25 protein-coding genes and 1 tRNA gene are annotated in these 25,237 nt (G+C 62.2%); 5 read left to right on the forward strand and 21 right to left on the reverse strand.

Annotated elements, in window-relative coordinates; all coding sequences use genetic code 11:
* The first annotated feature begins 44 nt into the window (after positions 1–44).
* Positions 45–1,235: an ATP-binding protein gene (locus DZK26_RS06335; RefSeq protein ID WP_116898209.1), complete on the forward strand. Its 1,191-nt coding sequence runs from the start codon at positions 45–47 to the stop codon at positions 1,233–1,235.
* A gap of 110 nt (positions 1,236–1,345) precedes the next feature.
* Here the strand turns inward: DZK26_RS06335 and DZK26_RS06340 are convergent, their stop codons facing one another.
* The 19 genes from DZK26_RS06340 to DZK26_RS06430 all read right to left on the reverse strand — a co-directional run bounded on the left by DZK26_RS06340 (position 1,346) and on the right by DZK26_RS06430 (position 21,284).
* Complete coding sequence (locus DZK26_RS06340) at positions 1,346–2,395, reverse strand: sensor histidine kinase (protein WP_147306655.1); 1,050 nt, start codon at positions 2,393–2,395, stop codon at positions 1,346–1,348.
* Between the two features lie 29 nt (positions 2,396–2,424).
* Positions 2,425–4,428 carry a PilX N-terminal domain-containing pilus assembly protein gene (locus DZK26_RS06345; protein ID WP_116898211.1) on the reverse strand — a complete coding sequence of 668 codons (2,004 nt, stop codon included), beginning with the start codon at positions 4,426–4,428 and terminating at the stop codon, positions 2,425–2,427.
* A 32-nt stretch (positions 4,429–4,460) separates the two neighbouring features.
* Positions 4,461–5,195 carry a PilW family protein gene (locus tag DZK26_RS06350; protein WP_147306656.1) on the reverse strand — a complete coding sequence of 245 codons (735 nt, stop codon included), beginning with the start codon at positions 5,193–5,195 and terminating at the stop codon, positions 4,461–4,463.
* A 10-nt stretch (positions 5,196–5,205) separates the two neighbouring features.
* Complete coding sequence (pilV, locus tag DZK26_RS06355; protein WP_116898213.1) at positions 5,206–5,745, reverse strand: type IV pilus modification protein PilV; 540 nt, start codon at positions 5,743–5,745, stop codon at positions 5,206–5,208.
* A gap of 11 nt (positions 5,746–5,756) precedes the next feature.
* Positions 5,757–6,260: a GspH/FimT family pseudopilin gene (locus DZK26_RS06360; RefSeq protein WP_116898214.1), complete on the reverse strand. Its 504-nt coding sequence runs from the start codon at positions 6,258–6,260 to the stop codon at positions 5,757–5,759.
* A gap of 2 nt (positions 6,261–6,262) precedes the next feature.
* Positions 6,263–6,652, reverse strand: coding sequence for a type IV pilin protein (locus tag DZK26_RS06365; protein WP_116898215.1), 390 nt, complete (start codon positions 6,650–6,652; stop codon positions 6,263–6,265).
* Positions 6,653–6,978: 326 nt separating this feature from the next.
* Positions 6,979–7,230 carry a type B 50S ribosomal protein L31 gene (locus DZK26_RS06370; protein WP_116898216.1) on the reverse strand — a complete coding sequence of 84 codons (252 nt, stop codon included), beginning with the start codon at positions 7,228–7,230 and terminating at the stop codon, positions 6,979–6,981.
* 93 nt (positions 7,231–7,323) lie between these two features.
* Entirely contained in the window at positions 7,324–9,483 is a 2,160-nt protein-coding gene (locus DZK26_RS06375; RefSeq protein WP_116898217.1) for a primosomal protein N', read from the reverse strand.
* A gap of 47 nt (positions 9,484–9,530) precedes the next feature.
* Positions 9,531–11,696: a carboxy terminal-processing peptidase gene (locus tag DZK26_RS06380; RefSeq protein ID WP_116898218.1), complete on the reverse strand. Its 2,166-nt coding sequence runs from the start codon at positions 11,694–11,696 to the stop codon at positions 9,531–9,533.
* Between the two features lie 16 nt (positions 11,697–11,712).
* Positions 11,713–12,378: a lipoyl(octanoyl) transferase LipB gene (gene lipB, locus DZK26_RS06385; protein WP_116898219.1), complete on the reverse strand. Its 666-nt coding sequence runs from the start codon at positions 12,376–12,378 to the stop codon at positions 11,713–11,715.
* Between the two features lie 155 nt (positions 12,379–12,533).
* Positions 12,534–12,803 carry a YbeD family protein gene (locus DZK26_RS06390; RefSeq protein WP_116898220.1) on the reverse strand — a complete coding sequence of 90 codons (270 nt, stop codon included), beginning with the start codon at positions 12,801–12,803 and terminating at the stop codon, positions 12,534–12,536.
* Positions 12,803–13,972: a D-alanyl-D-alanine carboxypeptidase family protein gene (locus DZK26_RS06395; RefSeq protein WP_116898221.1), complete on the reverse strand. Its 1,170-nt coding sequence runs from the start codon at positions 13,970–13,972 to the stop codon at positions 12,803–12,805. Before DZK26_RS06395 ends, DZK26_RS06390 begins: the two co-directional genes overlap by 1 nt.
* Before the next feature lie 9 nt (positions 13,973–13,981).
* A complete protein-coding gene (locus DZK26_RS14655) occupies positions 13,982–14,767 on the reverse strand; it encodes a septal ring lytic transglycosylase RlpA family protein (RefSeq protein ID WP_116898222.1) in 786 nt (261 codons plus the stop codon).
* Positions 14,764–15,735: a lytic murein transglycosylase B gene (gene mltB / locus DZK26_RS06405; RefSeq protein ID WP_116898223.1), complete on the reverse strand. Its 972-nt coding sequence runs from the start codon at positions 15,733–15,735 to the stop codon at positions 14,764–14,766. Before mltB ends, DZK26_RS14655 begins: the two co-directional genes overlap by 4 nt.
* Before the next feature lie 92 nt (positions 15,736–15,827).
* Positions 15,828–16,922: a rod shape-determining protein RodA gene (rodA, locus tag DZK26_RS06410; RefSeq protein ID WP_116898224.1), complete on the reverse strand. Its 1,095-nt coding sequence runs from the start codon at positions 16,920–16,922 to the stop codon at positions 15,828–15,830.
* A gap of 5 nt (positions 16,923–16,927) precedes the next feature.
* On the reverse strand, positions 16,928–18,727 hold the full coding sequence (gene mrdA / locus DZK26_RS06415; protein ID WP_116898225.1) for a penicillin-binding protein 2: 1,800 nt from the start codon (positions 18,725–18,727) through the stop codon (positions 16,928–16,930).
* Between the two features lie 23 nt (positions 18,728–18,750).
* Complete coding sequence (gene mreD / locus DZK26_RS06420) at positions 18,751–19,242, reverse strand: rod shape-determining protein MreD (protein ID WP_116898226.1); 492 nt, start codon at positions 19,240–19,242, stop codon at positions 18,751–18,753.
* Complete coding sequence (gene mreC / locus DZK26_RS06425) at positions 19,239–20,204, reverse strand: rod shape-determining protein MreC (RefSeq protein WP_147306657.1); 966 nt, start codon at positions 20,202–20,204, stop codon at positions 19,239–19,241. Before mreC ends, mreD begins: the two co-directional genes overlap by 4 nt.
* Positions 20,205–20,237: 33 nt before the next feature.
* Positions 20,238–21,284, reverse strand: coding sequence for a rod shape-determining protein (locus DZK26_RS06430; protein WP_116898228.1), 1,047 nt, complete (start codon positions 21,282–21,284; stop codon positions 20,238–20,240).
* Positions 21,285–21,450: 166 nt separating this feature from the next.
* On the opposite strand from DZK26_RS06430, the gene DZK26_RS06435 reads away from it, so the two are divergent.
* Together DZK26_RS06435 and DZK26_RS06440 are read left to right on the forward strand one after the other, a co-directional pair.
* Entirely contained in the window at positions 21,451–22,392 is a 942-nt protein-coding gene (locus DZK26_RS06435) for a carbohydrate kinase family protein (RefSeq protein WP_116898229.1), read from the forward strand.
* A gap of 68 nt (positions 22,393–22,460) precedes the next feature.
* A tRNA-Met gene (locus DZK26_RS06440) sits at positions 22,461–22,537 on the forward strand.
* 152 nt (positions 22,538–22,689) lie between these two features.
* Here the strand turns inward: DZK26_RS06440 and DZK26_RS14725 are convergent.
* Together DZK26_RS14725 and DZK26_RS06450 are read right to left on the reverse strand one after the other, a co-directional pair.
* Complete coding sequence (locus tag DZK26_RS14725; protein WP_116898230.1) at positions 22,690–22,989, reverse strand: type II toxin-antitoxin system RelE/ParE family toxin; 300 nt, start codon at positions 22,987–22,989, stop codon at positions 22,690–22,692.
* The gene (locus DZK26_RS06450) at positions 22,986–23,195 is read right to left on the reverse strand and encodes an addiction module protein (protein ID WP_116898231.1); all 210 of its coding nucleotides are present in this window, start codon (positions 23,193–23,195) and stop codon (positions 22,986–22,988) included. The genes DZK26_RS14725 and DZK26_RS06450 overlap by 4 nt, the downstream gene beginning before the upstream one ends.
* 228 nt (positions 23,196–23,423) lie before the next feature.
* Between DZK26_RS06450 and DZK26_RS06455 the strand changes: the two genes are divergently transcribed.
* Entirely contained in the window at positions 23,424–24,512 is a 1,089-nt protein-coding gene (locus tag DZK26_RS06455; RefSeq protein ID WP_116898232.1) for a 6-carboxytetrahydropterin synthase, read from the forward strand.
* Positions 24,509–25,144: a 7-carboxy-7-deazaguanine synthase gene (gene queE / locus DZK26_RS06460; protein WP_116898233.1), complete on the forward strand. Its 636-nt coding sequence runs from the start codon at positions 24,509–24,511 to the stop codon at positions 25,142–25,144. Before DZK26_RS06455 ends, queE begins: the two co-directional genes overlap by 4 nt.
* Positions 25,145–25,237: the final 93 nt, after the last annotated feature.

Genomic DNA, 25,237 nt, shown 5'->3' on the forward strand with positions numbered 1-25,237 from the left:
AAGTGTCATTTTGAATTTGTCAGGATTCATGGCAGAATAGCGTCATGATCGAGCGCGACCTCGCCCCACACATCCTGAAGGCCGCAGACAACTTCGGCGCTGTCACTCTCACCGGTCCACGACAGAGCGGCAAGTCCACATTGTGCCGAAGCCTGTTTCCAGACTTTCACTACGCTAACCTGGAAGCACCCGATACTCGCCTGTATGCACAGGAAGATCCGAAAAGCTTCCTTCAGAGCCTCTCGGGCGGCGCAATCATCGACGAGATCCAGAATGTACCCGAGCTGGCTTCCTGGTTGCAGGTCGAAATCGATCGAAATACCGGACCCGGCCAGTGGATCCTGACCGGCTCGCAGAACTTCGCTATTTCCGAATCGGTTAGCCAATCACTGGCCGGCCGAACAGCCATGCTGAACCTGATGCCCCTGACACTCAATGAGGCTCAGCGCTTCAAGTCTGACGTGACGAATTCACTCGAGCAGGTCCTACTGCATGGCGGCTACCCCAGGATCTACGACCAAGGCATGGATGCGGCGGAGTGGTTGGCTTCCTACGTGGCGACCTACGTAGAGCGCGACGTCCGCTCGATTGCCTCAGTTTCCGACCTGACCGCATTTCAGCGATTTCTGGGCTTGTGCGCAGGCCGTAGCGGACAGGTGCTCAACTACTCGGCACTGGCCAATGACTGCGGGATTTCCCAACCTACCGCCAAGGCCTGGCTTTCAATTCTTGAAGCCAGCTTTCTGGTATTTCTAGTCCCTGCATGGTCCGGGAACATTCGCAAGCGTCTGACGCGAAGCCCCCGCATGGTTTTTGCCGACTGCGGACTGCTGTGCTGGCTGCTCGACATTCGCAACTCGAATCAGCTTCGCACGCACCCACTTCGCGGCGCTGTGTTTGAAAGCTGGGCCCTGGCCGAGGTCTTCAAGCGTCGTCTGCATGCCAACGAACGCAGGGGAATGTATTTCTACCGGGATCAAGCCGGATTGGAAGTCGACCTCGTCCTCGAAACTGGTGGCAAGGCCGACCTGATTGAGTTCAAATCCGGTCAGACGATCTCCAGAAACATGACCCGACCACTCAGTCGGCTCGTCGATCTGCTCGGCGAAGACTACGTGCGAAGCGCCTCGGTGCTATATGGCGGCGAGGAGACTCAAAGGCGCTCAGACGTTCGAATCCTGCCCTGGCATGCCACAGCGGAATTGGCCATCGAGGCACTGAACGAAATCGACTGAGCCGCCTCGCCTGAGCCATCGAGCAAGTGGCCATCCTGCAAAAACGACCGGACTGTCGTCCCGGAAACGCCGAAGGCGTTATCCGGGACCCCCAAGAAACAACTCCCCACCTACTCCAACGGCAACAAGAGTTCGACGCGGAATGTATTGCCGTCCCGACGCGTCCGCAGGTGGGCGCCTTCTTCCCAGGCCAGTTCAAGGCGCTGGCGGATGTTTTCCAGGGCCGTTCGATTGCCCGGGACGGGTTTGGAATCCTTCGCGGGTACCGGGTTCTCGATAACGAATCGCAATCGCTTCCTTTTCGACAACCCGCCGCGGATCGAAAGCGTGCCCCCATCGGGCAGACGCGATATGCCGTGCACCACGGCATTCTCGATCAACGGCTGGATCAGCAACGCCGGCAGTTCATGCTCGAGCGGCAAGTCGTCGGCCAGTTCCCAGTCCACGTTCAGACGCTCACCCAGGCGCAAGGCTTCCAGGCGAAGGTAGCCGCGCACCAAATCCAGTTCGTCGGCCAGCGAATGCGTCGCACCCGAACGCAGGCCGGTTCTCAGCAGATCCGACAGATCAAGCGTGGCCTGCTCGGCCTGGTCGGGCTTGTCGTGGACCAGGCTGGCGATTGTGTTGAGGGCGTTGAACAGGAAATGCGGCCGAATGCTGGCCTGCAGTGCGTCCAGTCGGGCGCGTGACTCTGCCACAACCTGTTTCTGCCAGCGGCTCTGAAGGGCCAGGTAACGCGATACGGCGAAGCCGCCGACCAGCGCGAACAGCATGTTGCGCAACAGGAAAAAGAGGGGATTCTCATGCGCCACGAGCGCGAGGGTCGACAGCCAGGGGTCGGCCCCGATAACGATCAAGGAAGTAATCCCAACAACCAACTGGACGACCAGGAAGAAGACCGTCGCTTCCGCCAGCGCAATGCGCGCGGGCAGGTAGCGAACCAGGGAGCAATGCAGCGCGACCACGACGACGCACACCCACACAATGAATACGGCCTTCAGACCGAAAACCGGCCAGAAATCCGAGAAGGCGTGAATCTCGATCAGGCTCAGGCAAAGCGCCAGAAGAATGCCCGCGAGCAGGAAAACCAGTAGGCTGGAAGAGGAATCGCAGAACCGGCTGCGCCCGGGGCGCAGCCGGTTACGGTTAGATGATGGCACGGCAATCAAGCACTGCCACGGTCACCGAATCAGGAGTCGGGCGACGGCAGGGCAGAACAACCCTCAAAGTCTGAGCTGGTATCACGCCAGCCCAGGTTTTCACGCCAACCACCAATGATCATATCCGTCTCACTGTTGATCCCCATGCAGTCGCACTTGGGGATCCACTTATGCCAGGCGAACTGATTCCAGATATCGCCGTCCAGATCCTCGATATCCGCGTTGTATTCGGTATTCTTGTCTGGATGGTTGCAATAATCGTCATCGAAGTGACTTGGGTTTTCGTAATAGTCATCGTTGGAATCTGCCGGCAGACTGCTTTCCTTCTTGCTTGCGCACAGCAACTCGTGCCTCATCTTCAACAGCCTGCGGCAGTCATAGACAAAGGATTGGTTGCCACCACCATTCCAGCTCAGGTCTGTAGCCTCGAGATTGAAAGGAAAGTCCGAGTCCGGATCCCAAAGCCATTTATTGGGATCAAAGCCATAAGAATCCGGGGGCCAGTTATCGGTCAACACGAAATCCGGAATCAGTCGCCCGAAACGATCCCGAGGCCGCGTGCTCGCGTCCTGGTGCTCAAGCATTGGTGCTGTTGAATCGCCGCAAGTACCAAAAACAATATCAAGCCCGCACCAATTATATGACGCGGGATTTCCGTCAGTATCGCTAAACTTGGGATCACCGGAACCATCATATCCGTCGAACTGAACCTCTCTATCACCCCAAGGCAAGACACTGCTCGCTAGTAGCACCGGTCGATCATTGTGCATCTTTACCTCGTAGGAACCTGAAGAAACTTCCTCTTTTACGACAGGATAGGCAAGCGCATCGCGTTCAAGCAAATCAGCCGCAACAGCCTCGCTCGAGGCCGGGTCCGGCGTCAGGTTGGTCGCCACGACGCTGCCCTCAGGCGCACCACCACTACCACCGCCGCCAACATCGAAACCACCACCAAGAGACACGAGCAATCCCTTAAAATCCGGAGTTCCCTTCCATGTCAACGTGCCACGCACAATCAAGATACCGTGACTGCCCTTCTTGGTATTACCCTTGACAGTCAGATCGCCATCGACATAGGTGATCGCAGGATTCCCTTCTGAGCCAAATTGCGGCTTTCCGGGAAGATCCTTAACGTCACTTTCGGACCAATAGCCACTATCGTCCGAAGTTTCCGAGTGGTCCGGCAAACCAAGCTTCAGCCAAAATATAAACTGTGCCAAATTTAGAGGCTTGTCCCACGGTTCAGGCATATCGCCGTGGGTAATTCCACCTTCCAGGTTATCCAGCACCTGCTTCTTCAATGGGTCCCTGAGCTTTGCAGCATCTGTAGGAGTCTGCGTCACAACAGCAGGGCCGCACATTCCATCCATTGATAGAGAGCCAGAGGTAGGCTCGTTGAAATCACCCACGGGACCCGGCAGACAAAATGCGCATGTTGGATCGGCGGGGGCTGCTTCAGCGACCTGCACTTCGATCTCTCGCGTTGATATGACGGCTCCGTCGCCGCTTAAGGCTTCACCTTGGTTAAGGATAAAAAGCTTGGACGGGTTTTCGATCCAACTGTCAACCAGATTGCCATCCTCATCGTACACTTCCGATTCCGCCCAGTTCTGGCAACAATACATCCGTTGTTTCAGTTGCGTCCCGTCATCTGTTGTCCCAATCGTGGCAAAATCACCATTTGCCGGATATTGCCACACGAGATTGTCGGTCAGGGCATCGTCAGTGTCCACGCTGTGAGCGTAGCCACAAAGGATATCGTAGTCATCATGCTGCGCGTCCGTATCGGGCCAAAAACTGTCGTCATTAAGAATGTCATCCGCATTGTCATAAAACAGATCGAGCGAGCGGCCAACACCTTCCGATGCAGCCTCAAAGGATTCAGCTTGCGTGCGCGCATTGCCCGACATCCTTTCCTGCATGATAGTGCCATTCATGGCGGCAACGCCAATTACGGTCAGCACAAGCAGAATCAGCAAACTGAGAACCAGCGCAACACCTGATTGACTTTTGCAAGCGACGCCTATATTCATTTCGTCATTCTCCTTAAAGGGAACTCGCCCAGCTAGCTTCCGCTAGTCGCGAAAATCCTGTCCATGGCCGAATTCCTGAATGTTGCAACAAGCTCGACGAAGCGTTCCTCCAGATCACCGGATGAACCGCGAAGACCTTCGAATGTCATTCCGATAATGACGCCGATGCAACGATCATCGGGAGCCACTGTATCGACCTCTTGACAGACGTGATCAGTGACTCGATCGTTATCGCCTTGTATCAGACGAAAATTCAATCCGGTAACGCCCGCGATAAGCGCCTGGCTATCGACATCGGTCCGTTTACCGTCTTCATCAACATATGCACCTTCGCACATCAACTCATCAGTGTCTGCGTTGACGTAATATCGATTCTCCACCGCGTAATACTTTCTGGTGTCGTCAGTTTCGGAGAAGGGATCCGAGCAATGCCCTCTACCGGCATATCGTATTACGAGCTCGGTGCCATCATCGGATACTACGGCCATACGGTCGCTGATCTCGTCGGCATTGCCGATGGTCAGGGTCATTTCATCACGAAAACCGGCGTTTCTGACGTCACGAACAAGGTAGTCGCTGGCAAATCTCACGTTTTCCTGTAGCCGAGACAACCGGTCGACATCTTCGTATGTCGACTTAGTCGACACGTACATCAGGATAACGCCGCCCAGCAGGAACAACGACAAGACCATAGCAACCATCAATTCGATGAGGGTAAAGCCCATGCGAAGTGGTGGTAGCATCGATCGCTTAGGAATCGTTATCATCAACTTCGTCCTACAGATAAGTCGGCCGACAAACCATCACGATCCTTCCCCCAAAGGTTTCCTTATCGGAGTCCAGTTCGAATCGCGCTTCGGTCCACGTAAAAGAAAAATTGATCTCCTGGTAGTCAAGCGGCTTTTCAGCAGTCCCGGCAGGCGTACTACTTACACTGAAGTCATCCTCCCGCACCGCCAGGCTCGGTGGCGCAAATCGAGTGGCGTCAGTCCATCCGCCGTCGCCAAGACTGGACTTGTTCCAATCCGTTACCAACCCTTTTGCAACTTCCTTAACTACATCGCTTGTCAGACACCCATCGGAATCCAGGGCAGTTGTGTCTGGATCGCTGACTTCCAACGTGATGCGCTGCCATAATCGCTCCTCCAAATCAAGGGTAAGCGCCGATGCGGCCGAGTAGTAGGACGCGGAATGCACGTTCTTCAGTGAAGTTATCATCAGCGCACCAAGACCTACAAGACCGATGGACAAAACCAGCAACGCGATTAGCGCTTCGATCAATGTCAAACCACTTTGACGATGGAATTTCTTGATCATTGTTGGGTTCCTTATTTTCCCGAGCACGATGCCGCGCTGGACGAGAGCTGGCCGGTTGGCATAATGTCGATTTCCCTACGCTGGCGGTCACCGGAGCAGTTAGTATGCTTGAGCACAAGGCTTATCGGCCCGAATGGCTCCAGGTAGCCGCGGCTGTTGAACGTCAGTGACGATGCCCCGCTAAGCAGAACATCGTTGTAGCTTGCGCAACGCAGCACGCCAACGGTGCATTCTTCAGAGTCTTCGGTACTGTCGGGGCTTCTTACTTCAGCACTCCATCCATCCGTTCCGGAAATCAAGTCAACGTCAATACTCTTGTTTCTTCGAATGGCCTCGCTGCGTGCAAAATTGATCAATGCAACGAGTTCGTTCGTCTGCCCGGTTACCTCGTTGTTACGGATTAGGTTGGACAATGAAGGAACCGCGATGGTCAACAGAATTGCCGCTACGGCGATCGCGACGATCAACTCGATCAGCGTAAAACCAGCTGTTCTCTTGAATTTCTCGTGGCCCATAATCAGTTTCCCCAGCACCGGTCGGTATCAGAACCACCGTGGCCTTTATTGCCCTCGTCATCCAGAGTGAAGGGACTGCAGTCATCTCCGCTTTGCGGACCGTCCGATTTAGCGGTGGCTGTCACCGTGTAGGAGGTCGCTTCATCAGCAACCGTTATTGTGTAATAGCCGTCCTGAGAATCTTCAGGGCTGGAAACGCAGTTCTCATAGGTGCTTGTTCGGGTAAAACACCGCTCCAGTTGCTGCGCCGTTTCCATCAACGACGTAACAGCATCAGCCCTTCGACCTTTCTCAACCTGCGCCTGATAAGACGGCAGCGCGATGGCCACGATGATTGCCAGAATGGCGATCGTGATCATCAGCTCGATCAATGTAAATCCGCGCTCTCTCATTGCATGACTGCCTTTTCGTGTTCTCCCGGCCCGGATTATGGCGGATCGGGGGCGGGGACGCCAATCAGCCGCAAATCCGTTTTGCGGGAATTTAACAGTCTAGGAGTTGCGCGCGGCGGCGCAAGGACTTGCCGATGGGCGGCAGTCTGCGGGAGATGAGCGGTGGATTTGCGGCAGCAAAGTCGCCTTCAGAACACAAGAATCCAGCGGAAACCCGCGGGAAAGCGAAATGCCACCATGAAAATCGGAAGGTCGGTTGCAGATTTTCATGGCACCTGGCCGCTTCTTGATTCGCGGCCAGGCGAAAGGGCCCGCATAGCGCGGACTTACTTCTTGCCCTTGCCGTAGCGCTGCTTGAAGCGATCGACGCGGCCACCGGAGTCCATGATCTTGTGCTTGCCGGTGTAGAAGGGGTGCGACTTGCTCGAGACTTCCACCTTGACCAGCGGGTACTCGTTGCCGTCTTCCCACTTGATGGTTTCCTGGGTCTTGACGGTCGAGCGGGTCTTGAACATCAGGTCGCTGGAGAGGTCCTGGAACACCACTTCGCGGTATTCGGGATGAATTTCGGGTTTCATGGCACTCGATTCCTGGGTCGGTCTTTCAGAAAATAGCCGGGTATTTTCATTCATCAGGGTGCTTTTTGCAAGCGAGAGGCTCCAGCCCTGATCCTACAGGTCAAGCGGATCGACATCCACGTGCCAGCGAACGCGGCGCGCGCCCGGTAGTTCGTGCAACGCGGCCAGTTGCGCGCTCAGTCGATTGGCGAGCCTCGCCCGGCCGGACGCCTGAATCCACAGCTGGAATCGCCAGTAGCCGCCGCGGCGCGCCAGGATGGCCGGCAGCGGCCCGATTACCTCGACATCACCGCCCGAAAGCAACCTGGACGCTTCGATCAGAAAGCGCCTTGCCGGTTCGGCCTGGTGCGCCTCGGCCCGCAGCATGGCCAGGGCACTGGCCGGCGGCAGTTGCGCCTGCACGCGCTCTTCCAGGAGCGGTCGCGCGTAGGCCAGGTAGTCGCCCCGCCCCAGTGATTCCAGCAAGGGGTGCTCCGGGTGACGCGTCAACAGCATGAACTCACCATCCCGGTCGCCCCGGCCGGCTCTTCCGGCCACCTGGGCGACAGCCTGCCCGAGCCGCTCGGGTGAACGGAAATCCGCGCTGAACAGCGACTGGTCGACATCCAGTACCGCCGCCAGCGTGACGCCGGGCAGGTGGTGTCCCTTGGCCAGCATCTGGGTGCCCACCAGAACACAGGGCTCGCCCTTGCGGACCTGCTCGAGCAGATCGTGAAACTCGTGCTTGCCGCTCATCGCGTCGCGATCGACCCGGTGAACCGGCACCTCCGGAAACAACCCCGCCACCTGCGATTCCAGGCGTTCGGTGCCCGCACCCAGCGCCACCAGCTCGGGTGATTCACAATCCGGGCAGCGCCGCGGTTCGGGCCGCTGGCTGCCGCAGTGGTGGCACTGCAAACTGCCGCGACCCTGGTGATAGGTCAGGTGCGCGCTGCAGCGTTCGCAGTCGGCCTGCCAGCCGCACTCGGTGCACATCAGCACCGGCGCATAACCACGGCGGTTGCGATACAGCAGCACCTGGCCGCCCTCGCCCAGGTGGCGGCGCATGGCTTCGACCAGCTCCGGCGCCAGGCTGGCGCGCGAACCGCGCTGGTCGACGATCCGCCAGCGCGGCTGGCGAGCGGTACCGGCCCGACGCGCCAGGCGCAGCATCCGGTAGCGGCCCTGATCGACGTTATGGAGGCTCTCCAGGGAAGGTGTCGCCGTGCCGAGCACCACCGGAATGTCGGCCAAGCGGGCGCGCAGCACCGCCACGTCGCGTGCATGGTAGCGGGCGCCTTCTCCCTGCTTGAAGGAGGCATCGTGTTCTTCGTCGACCACGATCAGACCGGGCCGGGCCAGGGGCAGAAACACCGCCGAGCGCGTGCCCACGATCACGCGCGCGGCACCCGAGCGGGCCGCGCGCCAGCACGCCAGGCGCTCGCCCTCGCTCAGCCCGGAGTGATAGAGGTGGGCGGTCTCACCCAGGCGCGATTCGATGCGCCGCACGAGTTGCGGCGTCAGGCCGATCTCCGGGGCCAGGATCAGCACCTGCCGGCCGCTCTCGAGGATGTGGCGCGCCGCCTGCAAATAGACCTCCGTCTTGCCCGACCCGGTCACGCCGGCGAGCAGGAAGGCGCTGAAGCGCCGGCGATGGTGCAACACGGCCGCCAGGGCGGCGCGCTGTTCGTCGTTGAGCGCCGGACCTTCGACGGGCGTCGGCGGCGGGGGCCGATCGAGCGCGCCCAGGTAACCGTCCCGGGCCATGCGTTGAATGATGTCGCTGGCCGCACCGCTGCGCGCCATCAACTCGGCGCGCTCGAGCGGACCCTCGAGCAGGCAGCGCTGCACTTTCTCCTGCCGGGGCGCCCTCGAAAGATCGGCCCGGCGGCCCTCCTCGGTGAGTTCCCAGGCCGCGGGCGGCGGCGGGCGAAAGCCCTTGCTGCGCCTGAGCGCGCCGGGCAACAACAGGTTGACGGCCTCGCCGGGTGGAAAGACATAGTAGCGGGCGCACCAGTCGATCAGCTCGAGCAGGTCGTGCCCGATCAGCGCCTCGTCGAGCACCGCCTCCACCGCTCGCAACGCACCGCGCGATTGCGCGTCGGGCGCACCGTGCTCGAACACGAGCCCGACCAGGCGGCGGCGCCCGAAGGGCACCAGCACGCGGCTGCCCGGCGGCGGCAGGGGATGGTCGGGAACGGGAAGGTAGTCGAACAGGCGCGGCAGCGGCACGGGGACCGCCACGCGCGCCACCGTCGCGGGTGACGCGCTCATTCAGGCCGGAGGTCGGACGCGGAGGAAGCGCCGGGAGCCACGACCGCCTACTGCGTCTGGCGATGCGCCAGCAGACGCTCCTGGTCCAGGTCGATCAGGTCGCTGAGAATGCGGACCGTCTCTTCGAGGTAGAGATCCTCGTCTTCCTCTTCCTCTTCGCCTTCGTCTTGTGCCTCGGCGCCGTCTTCCTCGCCTTCAGCGGCGGCATCTTGTGACGCTCCATCGGACTCTTCGGCGTCATCGGCCATGGCAACGCCGTCGTGGGCGCCGAAGCGGTCGGCACGCCGTTCCTCGGCCTCTTCCATTTCCTCACGACGCTCGGATTCGAGCAGCGAGATGGTCTTGCGCTCGCTGTCAGCTTCCCATTCGGCCATGTCCTCGGCCAGTTCGACCAGTTCCTCGTCGGACTCCAGCCGCATCTCGTGGCGATGCCGGGCCAGTTCGATCAGCGGATCGAGATCGGCCACCGGCTCGAAGTCGGCCGGCTCGATCTGCGCCCAGGGCATGGCGAAGTCCAGGGCGCTTTCACCGTATTCATCGGGGTCGCCGGGGGTGGGCAAGCGAATGTCGGGAATCACGCCCTTGTTCTGGGTCGAACCGCCGACGACGCGGTAGAACTGCGCCATGGTCAGCTTGAGCTGGCCCAGCTTGGTGTCTTCGTCGCGGGCCATGTTGTCGAGATCGATCAGGTTCTGGACCGTGCCCTTGCCGAAGGTGGGCTCGCCGATGACCACGCCGCGGCCGTAATCCTGGATGGCGGCGGCGAAGATCTCGGAAGCCGAGGCGCTGCGCCGGTCGACCAGCACGCCCAGCGGGCCTTCCCAGGCCATGCCCGGCTCGTTGTCGCTCTTGAGTTCGAGCTTGCCGCGCGAGTCGCGCACTTGCACGACCGGCCCGGTGTCGATGAACAGGCCGGTCATGGTGGTGGCCTCGATCAGCGCACCGCCGCCGTTGCCCCGCAGGTCCACGACCAGCCCGTCGACGTCCTTTTGCTTGAGTTCGTTGATCAGCTTGCGCACGTCGCGCGTGCTCGAGCGGTAGTTGGGTTCGTTGCGCGAGCGGCCCTCGAAGTCGACGTAGAACACGGGCACGCGAATGACGCCGATGCGGCGGGTGCCGTCGCCGTCGGGCAGCTCGATGACTTCGCTGCTGGCGGCCTGCTCCTCGAGCTTGACCTCGTTGCGCACGATCCGGATGACGTCCGGGGGGCCGCTCATGCCGGTCTCGGCCGGCAGCACTTCCAGGCGAACCACGGTGTCGCGCTCACCCCGGATCTTGTCGACGACGTCGTCCAGGCGCCAGCCGACCACGTCGGTTATCTCGCCGTCTTCGCCCTGTCCGACACCGACGATGCGATCACCGGGCTGGAGACGACCATCGAGGTCCGCGGGGCCGCCGGGAACGATTTCCACCACCGTGGTGTATTCGGTCTCGCGCTGCAGCATGGCGCCGATACCCTCGAGCGACAGGCGCATCGAAATCTCGAAATTCTCCGAGGTGCGCGGCGACATGTAGGACGAGTGCGGCTCGATCGAGCGCGTGAAGGCGTTCATGAAGAACGAGAACACTTCCTCGCTGTTGAACTCGTTGATGCGACGGCGGAGATTCTCGTAGCGCTCGCTCAGCGTCTCGACGATTTCCTCTTCATCCTGATCGGCCAGCTTGAGACGCAGCCAGTCGTTCTTGACGCGCTTGCGCCAGAGTTCGTCGAGCTCCTCGTCGCTTTCCGCCCAGGGGGCCTCGGAACGATCGAAGCGATAGTCCTCGTCGACGTCGAAATCGAAGTCCTGCTCGAGCAGGCTCAGCGCGTGGCTAATGCGCTCTTCGGATCGCTCGACATAGCGGTTGAAGATGTCGTAGGCCGGCTCGAGATCCGCCGTTCGCACGGTATCGGCCATGTGATCGCGGTACTCCGAGAGCGCCTCTACGTCGGAGGCGGTGAAGTACATGCGGTTGGGATCGAGTGCCGACAGGTACTGATCGAACACGCGCTGCGAAAACGCTTCGTCGAGTTCCGGGCTGCGGTAGTGATAGCTGGTCATGAAGCGCGACGCCAGCCGGCTGGCGAAGCGGTGCTTGGTCTCCGGACTCAGGGAGACGGCGGACTCAGCGGCGGCGTTCGCCGGCGTTGCGGGCTGCTGCAACAGCAGCGCCCCGACCACGAGCGCGGCCAGTACGGAAACGAGAGAGATTCTGATCGAGTTGATATTCATATCGGATATGACCGGATCAAGCGGTGGAAGTTTGGCCTGCGTCGATAACGGGCCTGTCACCTGTCACCGGATGGTAACCCATCAGTGAGCAAAACGCCGTCACCAGGCGGCCGGCCATGTCCTGCCAGTCGGTCGTACCCACCTGGTCGACGACCTGGGTCATGGACAGGCCGCTGAAGCCGCAGGGATTGATCAACGAAAACGGCGCCAGGTCCATGTCGATGTTGAATGCCAGGCCATGGTAGGTGCGGCCACGGCGAACCTTCAGGCCGATCGAGGCGATCTTGGCGGCGTCCACGAACACGCCCGGCGCGCCCGCCTGCCGGCCGCCTTCGACACCCATTTCCGCGAGCACGTCGATGACCGCCTGCTCCAGGCGGTCGACCAGGCAGCGCACGCTCTCGCCCTTGCGCTCGATATCGAGCAGCGGATAGGCCACGACCTGGCCGGGCCCGTGGTAGGTCACCTGCCCGCCGCGGTCGGTCTGGACGACGGGAATATTGCCGGGATTGAGCAGGTGTTCCGGCTTGCCGGCCAGGCCCTGGGTAAATACCGGGTCGTGCTCGACCAGCCACAACTCGTCGGGCGTATCGGCATCGCGAGAATCGGTAAATGCCTTCATTGCCTCCCAAACGGGCTCGTAAGGCTGGCGACCGAGCCAGCGCACAGTCAATTCATCCATGCCGTGATTCATCCTGACCCCTGACCCCTGTCATCCCGGCCACTGAGCCGGGATCTCGCACGCTGGCGCAGCCGATGAGTGCGAGGTCCCGGATCGAGCCCGGGACGACAGACGCATCCTTTTCTTCACACTTCACACTGAACACTTAACACTTCCTACAGCGTCATCTTCACCACATCGAGCGCGCGCATCTCGGTGTAGATGATTTCCAGGTGCCGCCGCGACTGCGCCTCGACGACCACGGTAATGCTTTCATAGCGCCCGTGCCGGCTGGGCCGGATCCTGACGTCCCGGTCCTCGGGCAGCTCGGCATGGCGCGCGATCACGCCCAATACCTCGCGCAGCGAATCCTCGCCGGCGGTCACCATGGCCTTGACGGGCCAGCGGCAGGGAAATTCCAGGGGGCTGTGCTGTTCTTCGGCCATCAATCGCCGCCGAACAGCCCGCCGACCCACATCCGGAAGCCGTCGATACTGCGCCCGAAAAAGCCGGCCTGCTCCACGCCGTCGAGCGCCACCAGCGGGCGGTCGGCCAGGTCGTTGTCGTCGAGCGAAACCACCACGCGCCCGGCCTGTTCGCCCTCGGCCAGCGGTGCGGTCAGGGTGCCCTCGACTTCCAGCCGCGCTTCGAGCGCGTCGTAACGGCCGCGCGGAATGGTCACGAACAGGTCGCGGTCGACGCCGAGCGAGACCTCGTCGGCCTCGCCCTTCCAGATCGGCTCGACGCTGATCTCGTCGTCGGCCGCGTAGAGCTGGTAGGTCTCGAAAAAGCGAAAGCCGTAGTTGAGCAGGGCCTGGCTGGCAGTCGCACGGGCATCCTCGCTGTCGGTGCCCATGACCACGCTGATCAGGCGCATGCCGTCGCGCATGGCCGAAGTCACCAGGCAATAGCCGGCCGACTCGGTATGGCCGGTTTTCAATCCATCGACGGAGGGATCACGCCACAGCAGGCGGTTGCGGTTGTGCTGACGGATGCCGCTGTAGGTGTACTCGCGCTCAGAATACCAGGCGTAGAAGTCCGGAAACCGGCTGATCAGGGCATCGGCCAGCCGCGCCACATCGCGGGCGGTGGTGTATTGCTCCTCGTGCGGCAGGCCGGTGGCGTTGACGTAGTGCGTGCCGGACATGTCGAGATTGCGGGCGGCCTCGTTCATCATTTCGGCGAATACTTCTTCCGAGCCGCCGACATGCTCGGCCAGGGCCACCGAGGCATCGTTGCCCGACTGGATGATGACGCCCTTGAGCAGTTCCTCGACGGTCACCCGTGTGCCGACCTCGATGAACATGCGCGATCCTTCGGTGCGCCAGGCCTTCTCCGAAATGAGCACTTCATCCGAGAGCGAGAGATTGCCCTCGGCGATTTCGGAGAACACCACGTAGGAGGTCATGATCTTGGTGATCGAAGCCGGCTCGACGCGGGCGTCGGGCTCGCGTTCGGCGATCACGGTATCGCTGTGGAAGTCGACCAGCACGTAACTGGTCGCGCCCACCGACGGCGCCGCTGGCACGGGCGACTGGGCGTTCGCAAGCGGGCCACCGGCCAACAGCAGGCCGGCAAGCAGAATGGATTGGGCGATTCTTGGAACAGGATTCATGAGCAAATCTCAAGGATAAACGTAACGGGCCCGGCCCAGGCCGAGCTCGGCGACACGGTCGACCAGGGCGATGGCACGCTCGACCTCGTCGATCGGTCCGAGTCGAACGCGCCAGAGGCGGCCGGCGTCGGTGCGCGTGCGTTCGGAGTCAATGGGTCCGATTCCGGCGCGTTCAAGGTCATTCACGACCCGGTGGGCGCGTTCGCGCTCGGAAAAGGCGCCCACCTGGACGTAGACCGGCACGCGCGCCGGCCGGGGTGTATGGCCGGGACCGTTGTCGAACGTGATCGCCCGGACTTCGACCGGGGCGGTACCCCGTTCGGTCATGCCCAGCTCGCTGGCGGCCGCCCAGGACAGGTCGATGATGCGATCCGGGTGAAAGGGCCCGCGGTCGTTGACGCGCACGACGATGCTATCGCCGGTATCGAGGCGGGTCACCTCCACCCAGGTCGGCAAGGGCAGCGTGCGGTGTGCCGCGGTGAGCTGATAGAGATCGTAGGGCTCGCCCGAGGAGGTCGGGCGGCCTTGGAACTTGGTGCCGTACCACGAAGCCGTACCGCGCTCGCGATAGCCTGCCGCGCTGTCCATGACGCGATAGCGGCGGCCCAGGACTTCGTACGGGCTGTGATTGCCATAGGCGCTACGCGGTTCCGGCTGCGGATCGGGTCGCTCGATCAGGTCCGGATCGAGCCGCTCCGACGGCGGGCCGTCGGGCGCCTCGCGCACCGCTTCGCGGCCGCAGGCAACCAGCACGAGGGCGAAGGCGAACAGGACCGGCGCGCGAAGGCCCTTCATTGGCGTTGCTCCCGGATTTCGCCGGCGAGCTGCGTGACGGCCATGGCATACAGCGGCGAGCGATTGTAGCGGGTGATGACGTAGAAGTTGTTCAGACCCACCCAGTACTCGTGCCCTTCGGCCTGCTCGAGCTCGACCAGCGTCGCCTCGGTGTCGCCGGGCAGGTCGCCGGCATCGAACTGCACCCCCATGTCGGCCAGCTCGTCGAGCGTATGCGCCGGCTTGAGCGAAAAATCCTTCTGCGGGGGCTCACCGGACAGTTCGGCCGGCAGCGCGATCGGCTCATCGGCCCGCCAGCCGTGCGTGGCCAGGTAGTTGGCCACCGAGCCCATCGCATCGGGCAGGGAGCGCCACAGATCACGCTTGCCGGTCTCGTCCATATCCACGGCATACGCGCGATAGCTGGAAGGAATGAACTGCCCCACGCCCATGGCGCCGGCATAGGAACCCCGTACCTCGCTTACCGGCAGGGCTTCTTCCTCGGCCAGGCGCAGAAAGTGCCCGAGCTCGTCGGCGAAAAACTCGCCCCGCTTGGGATAGTAGAAACCCAGGGTCGCCAGGGCATCGATGACGCGATAGCTGCCGGTGTTGAGCCCATAGCTGGTCTCGACACCGACGATGGCGACCATCACCTCGGTCGGCACACCGAAGCGGTCGGTGATCTCGGCCAGCAGATCGGCGTTGGCACGCCAGAACTCCACGCCGGAACTGATGCGCGTGGGCGTGATGAAGATCTTGCGGTACTCGTGCCAGGGCTTGCTCTCGGCCGGCCGCGTGATGGCGTCGATGATCGACTGCTGGTAGGTCGCATCACCCAGTACGTCCTGTACCTTTTCCGGGTCCAGTCCGTATTCGGCAACGACACGATCAACGAATGCCGCCGCGCCCGGATGCGGCTCTTCACTCTCGCTCGCAGCGGCTGCCGCAGTCATCGTCAGGGCCATGGCAAGCAAGGCAAATCGCAGCATCGTCGTCTATCACTCTTTTATTAAAGGGAATTCACTCGAGAATATAGAGGGCGGAGTAAAGAAAAAGTTTGGCCCCGCTACCAGGGGGAATTCTATCCCATGAACCTTCTTCGGCTGTACAGCCCCATCACCAACCCGAAGCCGACCAGCATGGTCACCGCCGAGGTGCCGCCGTAACTGACCAGGGGCAGCGGCACGCCAACCACGGGCAAAATGCCGGAGACCATGCCGACATTGACCGCAAGGTAGACAAAGAACATGAAGATCATCGCCCCGGCGAGCAGGCGCCCGAAAGCGTCCCGGCACTGGCTGGCCAGGTGCATGCCGCGAAGAATGATCGCACCGTAGAGGATCAGCAACGCTACGACGCCGATGAAACCGAACTCCTCGGCCAGCACCGCAAAGATGAAGTCGGTATGCGGTTCGGGCAGGAATTCCAGATGCGACTGGCTGCCTTCCAGCCAGCCCTTGCCCGACAGGCCGCCGGAACCGACGGCGATTTCCGACTGAATGATGTTCCAGCCCTCACCCAGCGGATCGGTTTCCGGATCGAGGAACGTTCGAATGCGATTGCGCTGGTACTCGTGCAGGTTGAGCCAGATTAGCGGTGCAGCCGCTGCCAGCAGCGTACCCAGCCCGAGGATCAGCCGCCAGCGCAGTCCGGCCAGGAACAGCACGCAGGCACCACTCATACCCACCAGCACGGCCGTGCCCAGGTCGGGCTGGATGACGATCAGCCCGACGGGCACGCCGATGAGCATCGCGGCGATCAGCACGGTTCGCCAGTCCGGCGGCAGCGGCTTGCGATGCATCAACGCGGCCAACGCCAGCGGCAGCGCCAGCTTCATGGCTTCCGAAGGCTGGAATTGCATCAGGCCCAGATCCAGCCAGCGCTGTGCGCCGCGCCCGACGCCGAAAAAGGCGACCGCCACCAGCAGCAGGATCACGGCCACGAACAACGCCGGTGCCCAGGCCTTGAGCAGGCGCGGCGGCAGTTGCGCGACGAACAGCATCACACCCAGCCCGGCGGCCATTCGAACCCATTGCCGCCAGACCAGCGCCATGCTCTGTTCGGTCGCCGAATACAACACGAGACTGCCGAACGCCATCAACAGCAGGAGCAGGCCCAGCAGCCAGGGATCGAGCCGCAGCCGGGTCAGACCGCCGATCAGAAAGGAATTCGACATCGAAGTCACAGCCCGGCCTCGAGGGCAGCATTCAGGACCGTTGCGGCAATCGGTGCGGCCACACTGGCACCGCCGCCGCCGTGCTCGGCGACCACGGTGACGACCAGGCGCGGCTCATCGATTGGGGCGAAACCGGTGAAGAGCGCGTGGTTGCGCAGGAACTCGGGCAGTTCGTCCTGTTCGCGATCGTCGACTTCCTCGGCATCGAACGGTCGTCCGAAGACCTGCGACGTTCCGGTTTTTCCGCCCATGCGCACATCGAGCCCGGATTCAACGGCCCGCGCCGTACCCCTGGGGCCGTGGATCACCGCTTCCATGCCTTCGTGGACCGCCTGCCACTGACTCTCGTCGTGACGCACCATCTGCACCGGTTCGCGCTGACCGATCAGAGTCGGCGTGGCCGTTTCCCCCTTGCCGGCCAGGGCGGCCGTGGCGTGGGCCAGCTGGATCGGGGTGACCACGGTAAAACCCTGGCCAATCCCGGTAATCACCGTCTCTCCCGGAAACCAGGGCTGGTTGAAGGTGGCCCGCTTCCAGGACCGCGTGGGCAGGATGCCGCTGTTTTCCCCGGGCAGATCCAGCCCGGTGCGACGACCGAAACCGAACAATGCCAGTTCGCGCGAAATCCGGTCGATACCCAGTTCGACGGCCAGCTTGTAGAAATAGACGTTCACCGACTCGGCCAGCGCCAGCTCCAGGTCGACGAGTCCGTGGCCGCCCTCCTTCCAGTCGCCGTAAGTGCGACTGTGTCCGGGCAGCCGGTACTGGCCACTGGAAAAGATTTCCGTCTCGGGACTGATCACGCCGGCCTGCAGGCCGGCCATGGCAATGAAGGGCTTGACCGTGGAGCCCGGCTCATAACCCCCGGAAAGTACCCGGTTGAACAGCGGGCGCATGTAATGCCCCAGCAACCGGTCGTAATCGGTGTGGCTGATGCCGTGGACAAACAGGTTGGGATCAAAACCGGGCTTGCTGACCAGTGCACGCACCTTGCCGGTCTCGGCTTCCATGAGCACGACCGCCCCGGCAAAATCGCCGAGCGCCTCGTAGGCGGCGCGCTGGACGTCGAGGTCGACATTGAGCCGGAGATCCTCGCCCGGCCGCGGATCGGAGCGTTCGAGCACGCGCAGCACCCGGCCCTGTGCGTTGGTTTCGACGCGCTCGAAGCCGGCACGCCCGTGCAGGCGCCCTTCATACTGATGCTCGATCCCCGTCTTCCCCACATGGGTGGTGGCGCGATAGCGGTCGGCGTCGAGCCGTTCGCGATCATTCTCGTCGATGCGCCCGACATAGCCGACGAGATGGGAAAACAGCTCGCCGTGCGGATAATGGCGCGTCAGATAGGGCTCGATGTCGACACCGGGCATCCGGTGGCGATGGATCGCCAACCGGGCGACCTCTTCGGCGTCGAGGTTGCTCTTGAGCGTGATGGACTCGAACGGTCGTGAGCGGATTCTTTGCCGGTCGAAGCGCCGGCGCTCGTCGTCGCTGACCGGCACCAGGTCGGCCACCCGGGCCAGCGTGTCCTCGAGGTTGTCGGCGCGTTCTGGGACGATCACCAGCCGGTAGGCGGGGCGGTTCTCGGCCAGGACCCGGCCCTGACGATCGACGATCAGGCCGCGATTGGGCGGCAGCGCGCGCAGGCTGATGCGGTTTTCGTCGGCGCGTGCCGCGAACTGCTCATGGTCTCCCAGTTGCAGCAGCCCAAGGCGCAGGACCAGCAGGCCGAGTACGGCCAGCATTAGCACGAGCAGGACCTGAAAGCGGCGATTCACCAGCGCCAGCGCGCTTCGGGAATCGCCCATGCCGCCTGTCCGGGAATCGCTGATCATGGCCCGCGGCGGCGCTCACGCTGTCGCAGTGCATCGAGCAACAGGAACAGCCACGGCCACAGCAGCATGCCGACCACGGGCGCCATCCACCACTGCCAGGCCGGCCACTGATCACCGACCAGGCCGATGGTCCACAGCTGCACGATTCGGTCGTTGAACAACAACAACATGACCACGGCCGCCTGCTGCCAGGGCGGGAAGAAACGAATGCGGTAGCGGAAGCGTTCGGTCAGATAACTGATGATGACCAGGCTCAGGGCATGCTGACCCAGCAGGGAGCCGGTCAGCAGGTCGAGCACGAGGCCGCCGATGAAGGCCTGGCCGAGATACCGAAGCCGGCCGGCTTCGAGATTCCAGTAAATCAGCACCAGCGCCGCCCAGTAAGGCCTTGCGTCGGCAATGGCTTCGGGCAGGGGCATCAGGGTCAAGGGCAACACGGCCACCAGCGAGGCACCCAGAGTCCAGTTGGCGAATCTTTTCCTGTTCACGGCGTCGCTTCCGCCGCCGGCTCTTCGACGGACCCGTTGGGCTCATCGCCGGCCTCATCCGAATTCTCCTCGGCATTGCCCGAATCCGCCGCATCCGAAGATGCGGGCGAGGAATCGGGTTCGGGAGAATCGACCACCAGCACGTGTCGTGCCCGGTCGAGCCGGGCCAGGGGCTGTACTTCGGCCCGGGCAAAGGCCTCGCCGACCGGGCGCGACAGCGACTCCACCTCGGCGACCGGCAACCCGGGAGGGAAAGCACCGCCGAGTCCGGAGGTCACCAGGACGTCACCGGGCTGCAGGTCGACGTTCATCGGCAGGTCGGTCAAGCGCAATTGATTGATGCGGCCGGAGCCGTAGGCCACCGTGCGCAGGCCCGTGCGCTGGACGCGCACCGGCAGGGCGTGGTCGGGATCGGAGATGAGGATGACCTGCGCGGTACTGAACGCCACTTCGTCAACCTGGCCCATGACCCCGTGCGAATCCATCACGGGCTGACCGGCGGTCAATCCGTCGCGGCGGCCTCGGTTGATGAGTACCCGATGCGACCAGGGATTGAGATCGATGTTCATCAGCTCGGCGGTCTCGAACCGGGGAGCGACGCGCTGCGAGGCTTCCAGTAGCGCGCGCAACTCCCGATTGTCGTCGCGCAGCTCTTCGAGCAGCGCGACTTCGGCCTGCGTCTCTCGCAGATGCCGCTCGAGCCCGGCAATGCGATCCATCAATTCGTGACGGGCGCGCATTTCCTCGCCGAGACGCTGGCCCAGGCCGAACGGTGCCTCGACGGCCAGGACGACCGGCTCCAGGGCACGCCAGGCGAGACCGCGGAGTGAATCAACATAGCCGCCCCGGTAGTCCAGGGTCATGAGCACGATGGACAGCAGGCCGTAGAACATCAGCCGGGCAATGCGGGCGGCCGCCTCGCCGTCGATCGTCGCAGGCCATGAACCGCCGCCTGGAGTCACAATTCCCTCGGGTCTCCCCAGTCAGGGAGCCGGTCAGCTTGCAAAGAAGAAATCGCCCTTGTTCTCATCCATCAGTTCGAGCGCCCGGCCACCGCCGCGCGCCACACAGGTAAGCGGATCGTCGGCGATGATCACCGGCAGGCCGGTTTCTTCCATCAACAACTTGTCGATGCCGCGCAACAGCGCGCCGCCGCCGGTGAGCACGATGCCGGTCTCGGCGACGTCGGCACACAGTTCCGGAGGCGTCTGCTCGAGCGCCGTCTTGACCGACCCGACAATGCTCGACAGCGCCTCGCTGAGCGCCTCGAGCACCTCCTGGTTGTTGAGCGTGATCATCTTGGGCACGCCCTCGGCGAGATTTCGGCCCGAGATCTGGATCTCGTTGTGATCATCCTGCTTGTGGGCGCAGCCGATCTCCATCTTGATGCGCTCGGCCGTGGACTCACCGATCAGCGTGCCGTAGGAGCGTCGCACGTAGTTGGTAATGGACTCGTCGAAGTGGTCGCCGCCCACGCGCACTGAGCTGGAATAGACGATGCCGTTGAGCGAGAGCACGGCCACCTCGGTGGTACCACCGCCGATATCGAGCACCATCGAGCCGCGCGCTTCGTGGATCGGGATACCGGCACCGATGGCCGCGGCCATGGGCTCTTCGATCAGGAAAACCTCGCGGGCGCCGGCGCCTTCGGCCGACTCCTTGATGGCCCGGCGTTCGACCTGGGTCGACGAGCACGGCACACAGACCAGTACGCGCGGGCTCGGCCGCAGGAAGCGCGAGGAGTGCACTTTCTTGATGAAGTGCTGCAGCATCTGCTCGGTCATGTTGAAGTCGGCGATGACGCCGTCCTTCAGTGGCCGGGTGGTGCGAATATTGCCCGGTGTTCGGCCCAGCATTTGCTTGGCTTCCGTGCCCACCGCCGCGACTTCCTGCGGTCCGCCGGGACCGCGCTCCATGCGCACGGCCACCACGGACGGCTCATTGAGCACAATGCCCTGCCCGCGCACGAAGATCAGAGTATTGGCCGTGCCCAGGTCGATGGACAGGTCATTCGAGAAGATACCGCGGAGTCGCTTGAACATGATTTAGGGGGAGTCGCCTGTCAGCGTTGCAAAAGACCGACTAATGTAGCAATGCCGGGCATTTCCGGCAACCGTAAAAATTCGTGAAAGCCCGAATTCTCGGGGCTTCGCGCCGACGATTGGTTACAATGCGCCGCTCACTCACCGACTATCCGAGGGCAATCTCATGTCCGTGCTCATCTGCGGCTCGCTGGCCTACGACAACATCATGGTCTTTCCGGAACGCTTCAAGGACCACATCCTTCCCGACAAGACCCACATGATCAACGTCGCATTCCTGGTGCCCGAGCTGCATCGCAACTTCGGCGGAACGGCCGGCAACATCGCCTACAACCTGCGCAAACTCGGCGGCGATCCGCTGCCCATGGCCACCGTCGGCCCGGACTTCGACGACTATGCCCGCCACCTCGAGCGGCTCGACATCAACCAGGACTACGTGCGCTGCCTCGGCGACCACTGGACCGCGCAGGCCTATATCACCACCGACCTGGACGACAACCAGATCACCGCCTTCCACCCGGGCGCCATGGGCGAGGCCCACTGCCAGCCCGTGCCCGAGGACGACGACATCGACTTCGGCATCGTTTCGCCCGACGGCAAGCAGGCCATGCTGGATCATTCCGAGCAGTTCCGTACCGCCGGCATTCCGCACATTTTTGACCCCGGCCAGGGCCTGCCGCTTTTCAGCGGCGAGGAGCTGCAGCGCATGATTACCAATGCCGACTGGCTGGCGGTCAACTCCTACGAATGGGAAATGCTCAAGAAGAAAACCGGCTGGGAACATGCCGACATCACCTCGCGGCTCGACGGCGGCCTGGTCATCACCCTCGGTGGCGACGGTTCGGAATTGTGGACGGGCGAAGGCAAAACGCACATTCCAGCGGTCAAGCCGGAGCAGATCACCGACCCCACCGGCTGCGGCGACGCCTACCGCGCCGGCCTGCTCTACGGCCTGGAGCGCGGATGGGATCCGGCCGATGCCTGCCGGCTCGGCGCCGTTCTCGGCTCACTGAAGATCGCCGAATCCGGGCCGCAGAATCACGACTTCCACCCGGCGCAGATCGCCAGGCGCTTCGAGGCCGAGTTCGGTCAGGCCATGCCGGAATAAACCGGCGTCAAGCAACTCCGGCGCTTGACTTTATCCGAGGAAACGGAAAAAATACGCGGCTCGCTTGTGGCTACGTAGCTCAGTTGGTTAGAGCACAGCATTCATAATGCTGGTGTCGGTGGTTCAAGTCCACCCGTAGCCACCATTCGTTTCCGGTTATTTTTCAAGCAATTACGCAACTCCCAGCGCTGCAAGCCCAGGTGGCATTTGGGCACCCGTGCCCATTCTGGGCCCAAATTGTGCCCACCCTGGACGCCCGGCTCTAAACCCAACCTTGAGAGTGACCCCAGCACGGGGTCATGCACCGCGCCCCTTCCAACGCTCGGGGTTTCGACTGACATGCATCACCGCAAACACCAGAATGCGATCTTGTATGATCCGGTAATGAACGCCGAACGGGAACCGGCGAACCAGCGAACGTCGGGTTCCACGATATACCGCGGAGAATGCTTCGGGATTGCTCTGAATGAGATCCAGAGTTCGCTCGACCTCCGAAAGAAACTCACCACCCAGCCCTGATCGCTGCCGTTCATACCAGCCTGCAGCGTCCTCGAGGTCGGCTTCGGCCTCAGCACGAAGGTAAACAGGCAGCCTCACAGGCGCTTGCGTATATCAGAAATGCCTTCAGCAACGGGTCGACCAACATCACCATCGAGCTCAAACTGGTCCAGGCGACGATCCAGCAGTGCCTTGTGATTCGGGCTGAGCTCAAGCTTTGCCTGATCTTCCGAAATGCTATCCCAGAGATCCTCGACCAGTTGGATCTTGTCCTCCACGCTCAATTCCGAGAGTCTCACATTCATGGTTTGCCGCTCCACCTTCTAATCACGACGATTTCCAGAATAAACGAACCGTCTCTGACTCAACAAGCCAGTAATCAATCGGTTTCTACCCCGATTCATACAAACGGTTTCGCCTTGCATTGGATTTTGGTCGTAAAATCCTACAATGCTCTCGCTCGATAGCTGCCCTCGTTTCCAGTCTGAACCAGAGCGTCGGCGCCCAGAATCTCTCGCCGCCAAAAGCCTGCCATGAATCCCCACTCGCTCTTCATTACGGCCCTACGGCCCTTCGAGGCGGCGCGGTATCTGCCCAGCACAGGCCCCGAGAAATCGCTTCACGGCCATGGATTCCGGGCACGCATCGTCGTGCCGCGCTCGGCCTGTCGGCCCCGATTCCCGGGAATCGAAACACAATGGCTGAATGACTGCCTCGGGAAAACCACGACCGTACTCGACTACAGTCTGCTCAACGACCGGATCCCGGAGCCCTGTGACGCAAGCGTTGCCGAGTGGCTGCTGGATCGATCCGGGCTGTCGGGCACGGCCGGACTGGCATTACAAAGCGCGCCGGATCGCGGCGCGATCGTACGGCCTGAAGGGTCGCGCCTTGCCTGGCAGCGCTTCCGGCTGGAAGCCGCCCACCGATTGCCCAACGTGCCCGCCGGCCACAAGTGCGGCCGCATGCACGGGCACGGTTTCGAGGTCGTCCTGTTCTCCGCCCTGGATCCAGAAGCCGACAGCCGGACTGCGCAGCGGGACATTGCAGATGCCTGGGATCCGCTGCACCGCCAACTGCACCTCACATGCCTCAACGACCTGCCCGGCCTGGAAAATCCGACCAGTGAAGTGCTGGCCCAATGGATCTGGCAAAGCATAACGGATGTGCTGCCCGGCCTTGCCGGCGTGACCGTCATGGAAACGGACTTGGCTGGCTGCCACTTCGACGGCCAGGGCTGGCGTATCTGGAAGTCGATGTCCTTTGACAGCGCGGTCCGGCTCACCCGGGCGCCGGAAGGCGATCCGCGGCGGATGATTCACGGCCACACGTTCACCACGCGCCTGCATCTTTCGGGCGGCCTCGACGAGGTCATGGGCTGGGTCTACGACTACGGCGACGTCAAACGCCGCTTCGACCCGGTCTTTCGCGCGCTCGACCACCGGCCGCTTTACGAAAATCCCCAACTGACCGATAACGATGCGGCATCGATTGCCGCCTATATCGATGCGGAGATGTCCGCTGACCTGCCGGGCCTGAGTCGGATCGACGTACTGTCCACGCCCGGCTGCGGTGCGCTACTGTGTCGCCAACCGGACGACCGCGGACTGCTCGTGCCATGACCTACACCGTGCGCGAAATCTTTCATACGCTACAGGGCGAGGGGCTCAACGCCGGCCACCCGGCGGTGTTCCTGCGCTTTGCCGGCTGCAACCTGTGGTCGGGCCGGGAGGCGCATCGTGCCTCGGCCATCTGCCAGTTCTGCGATACCGAGTTCGTCGGCACGGGCGGACCGGGCGGCGGCAAGTTCGCGGATGGCCAGTCGCTGGCGACGGCTGTCGCCCGAAGGTGGCCCCGTGAAGCGCAGGGGCCGAAGCTGGTGGTCTGCACCGGCGGTGAGCCGTTGCTTCAGCTCGACGAAGCTGCAATCGACGCCTTGCATGGTCAGGGCTTCGAAGTGGCGGTCGAAACCAACGGCACCCTGGCGGCACCGGCCGGAATCGACTGGCTTTGCGTCAGCCCCAAGGCGGGTGCCGATCTGGTGCTCAGGCAAGGGGATGAACTCAAGCTGGTCTTCCCGCAAGCCGGCATCGAACCCGCGAATCTGGAGGGACTCGGGTTCCGGCATTTCCTGCTACAGCCCATGGACGGCCCGGAGTTGAAAGAGAATACGCGCCGGGCCATCGACTACTGCATGCAACACCCGCGCTGGCGACTGAGCGTGCAGACCCACAAGCTCCTCGGGCTCCCCTGAGACGCAAGCGGTCCGACAGGCCTTTCACCCAGTCCACCTTGGCAGTACCGGAACAGCATTGAGCTCTGTCTAATTTAGCTGTATAGTAAGCAA

Source organism: Wenzhouxiangella sp. 15190, assembly GCF_003417465.1.
In the GTDB taxonomy this organism is placed as follows: domain Bacteria; phylum Pseudomonadota; class Gammaproteobacteria; order Xanthomonadales; family Wenzhouxiangellaceae; genus Wenzhouxiangella.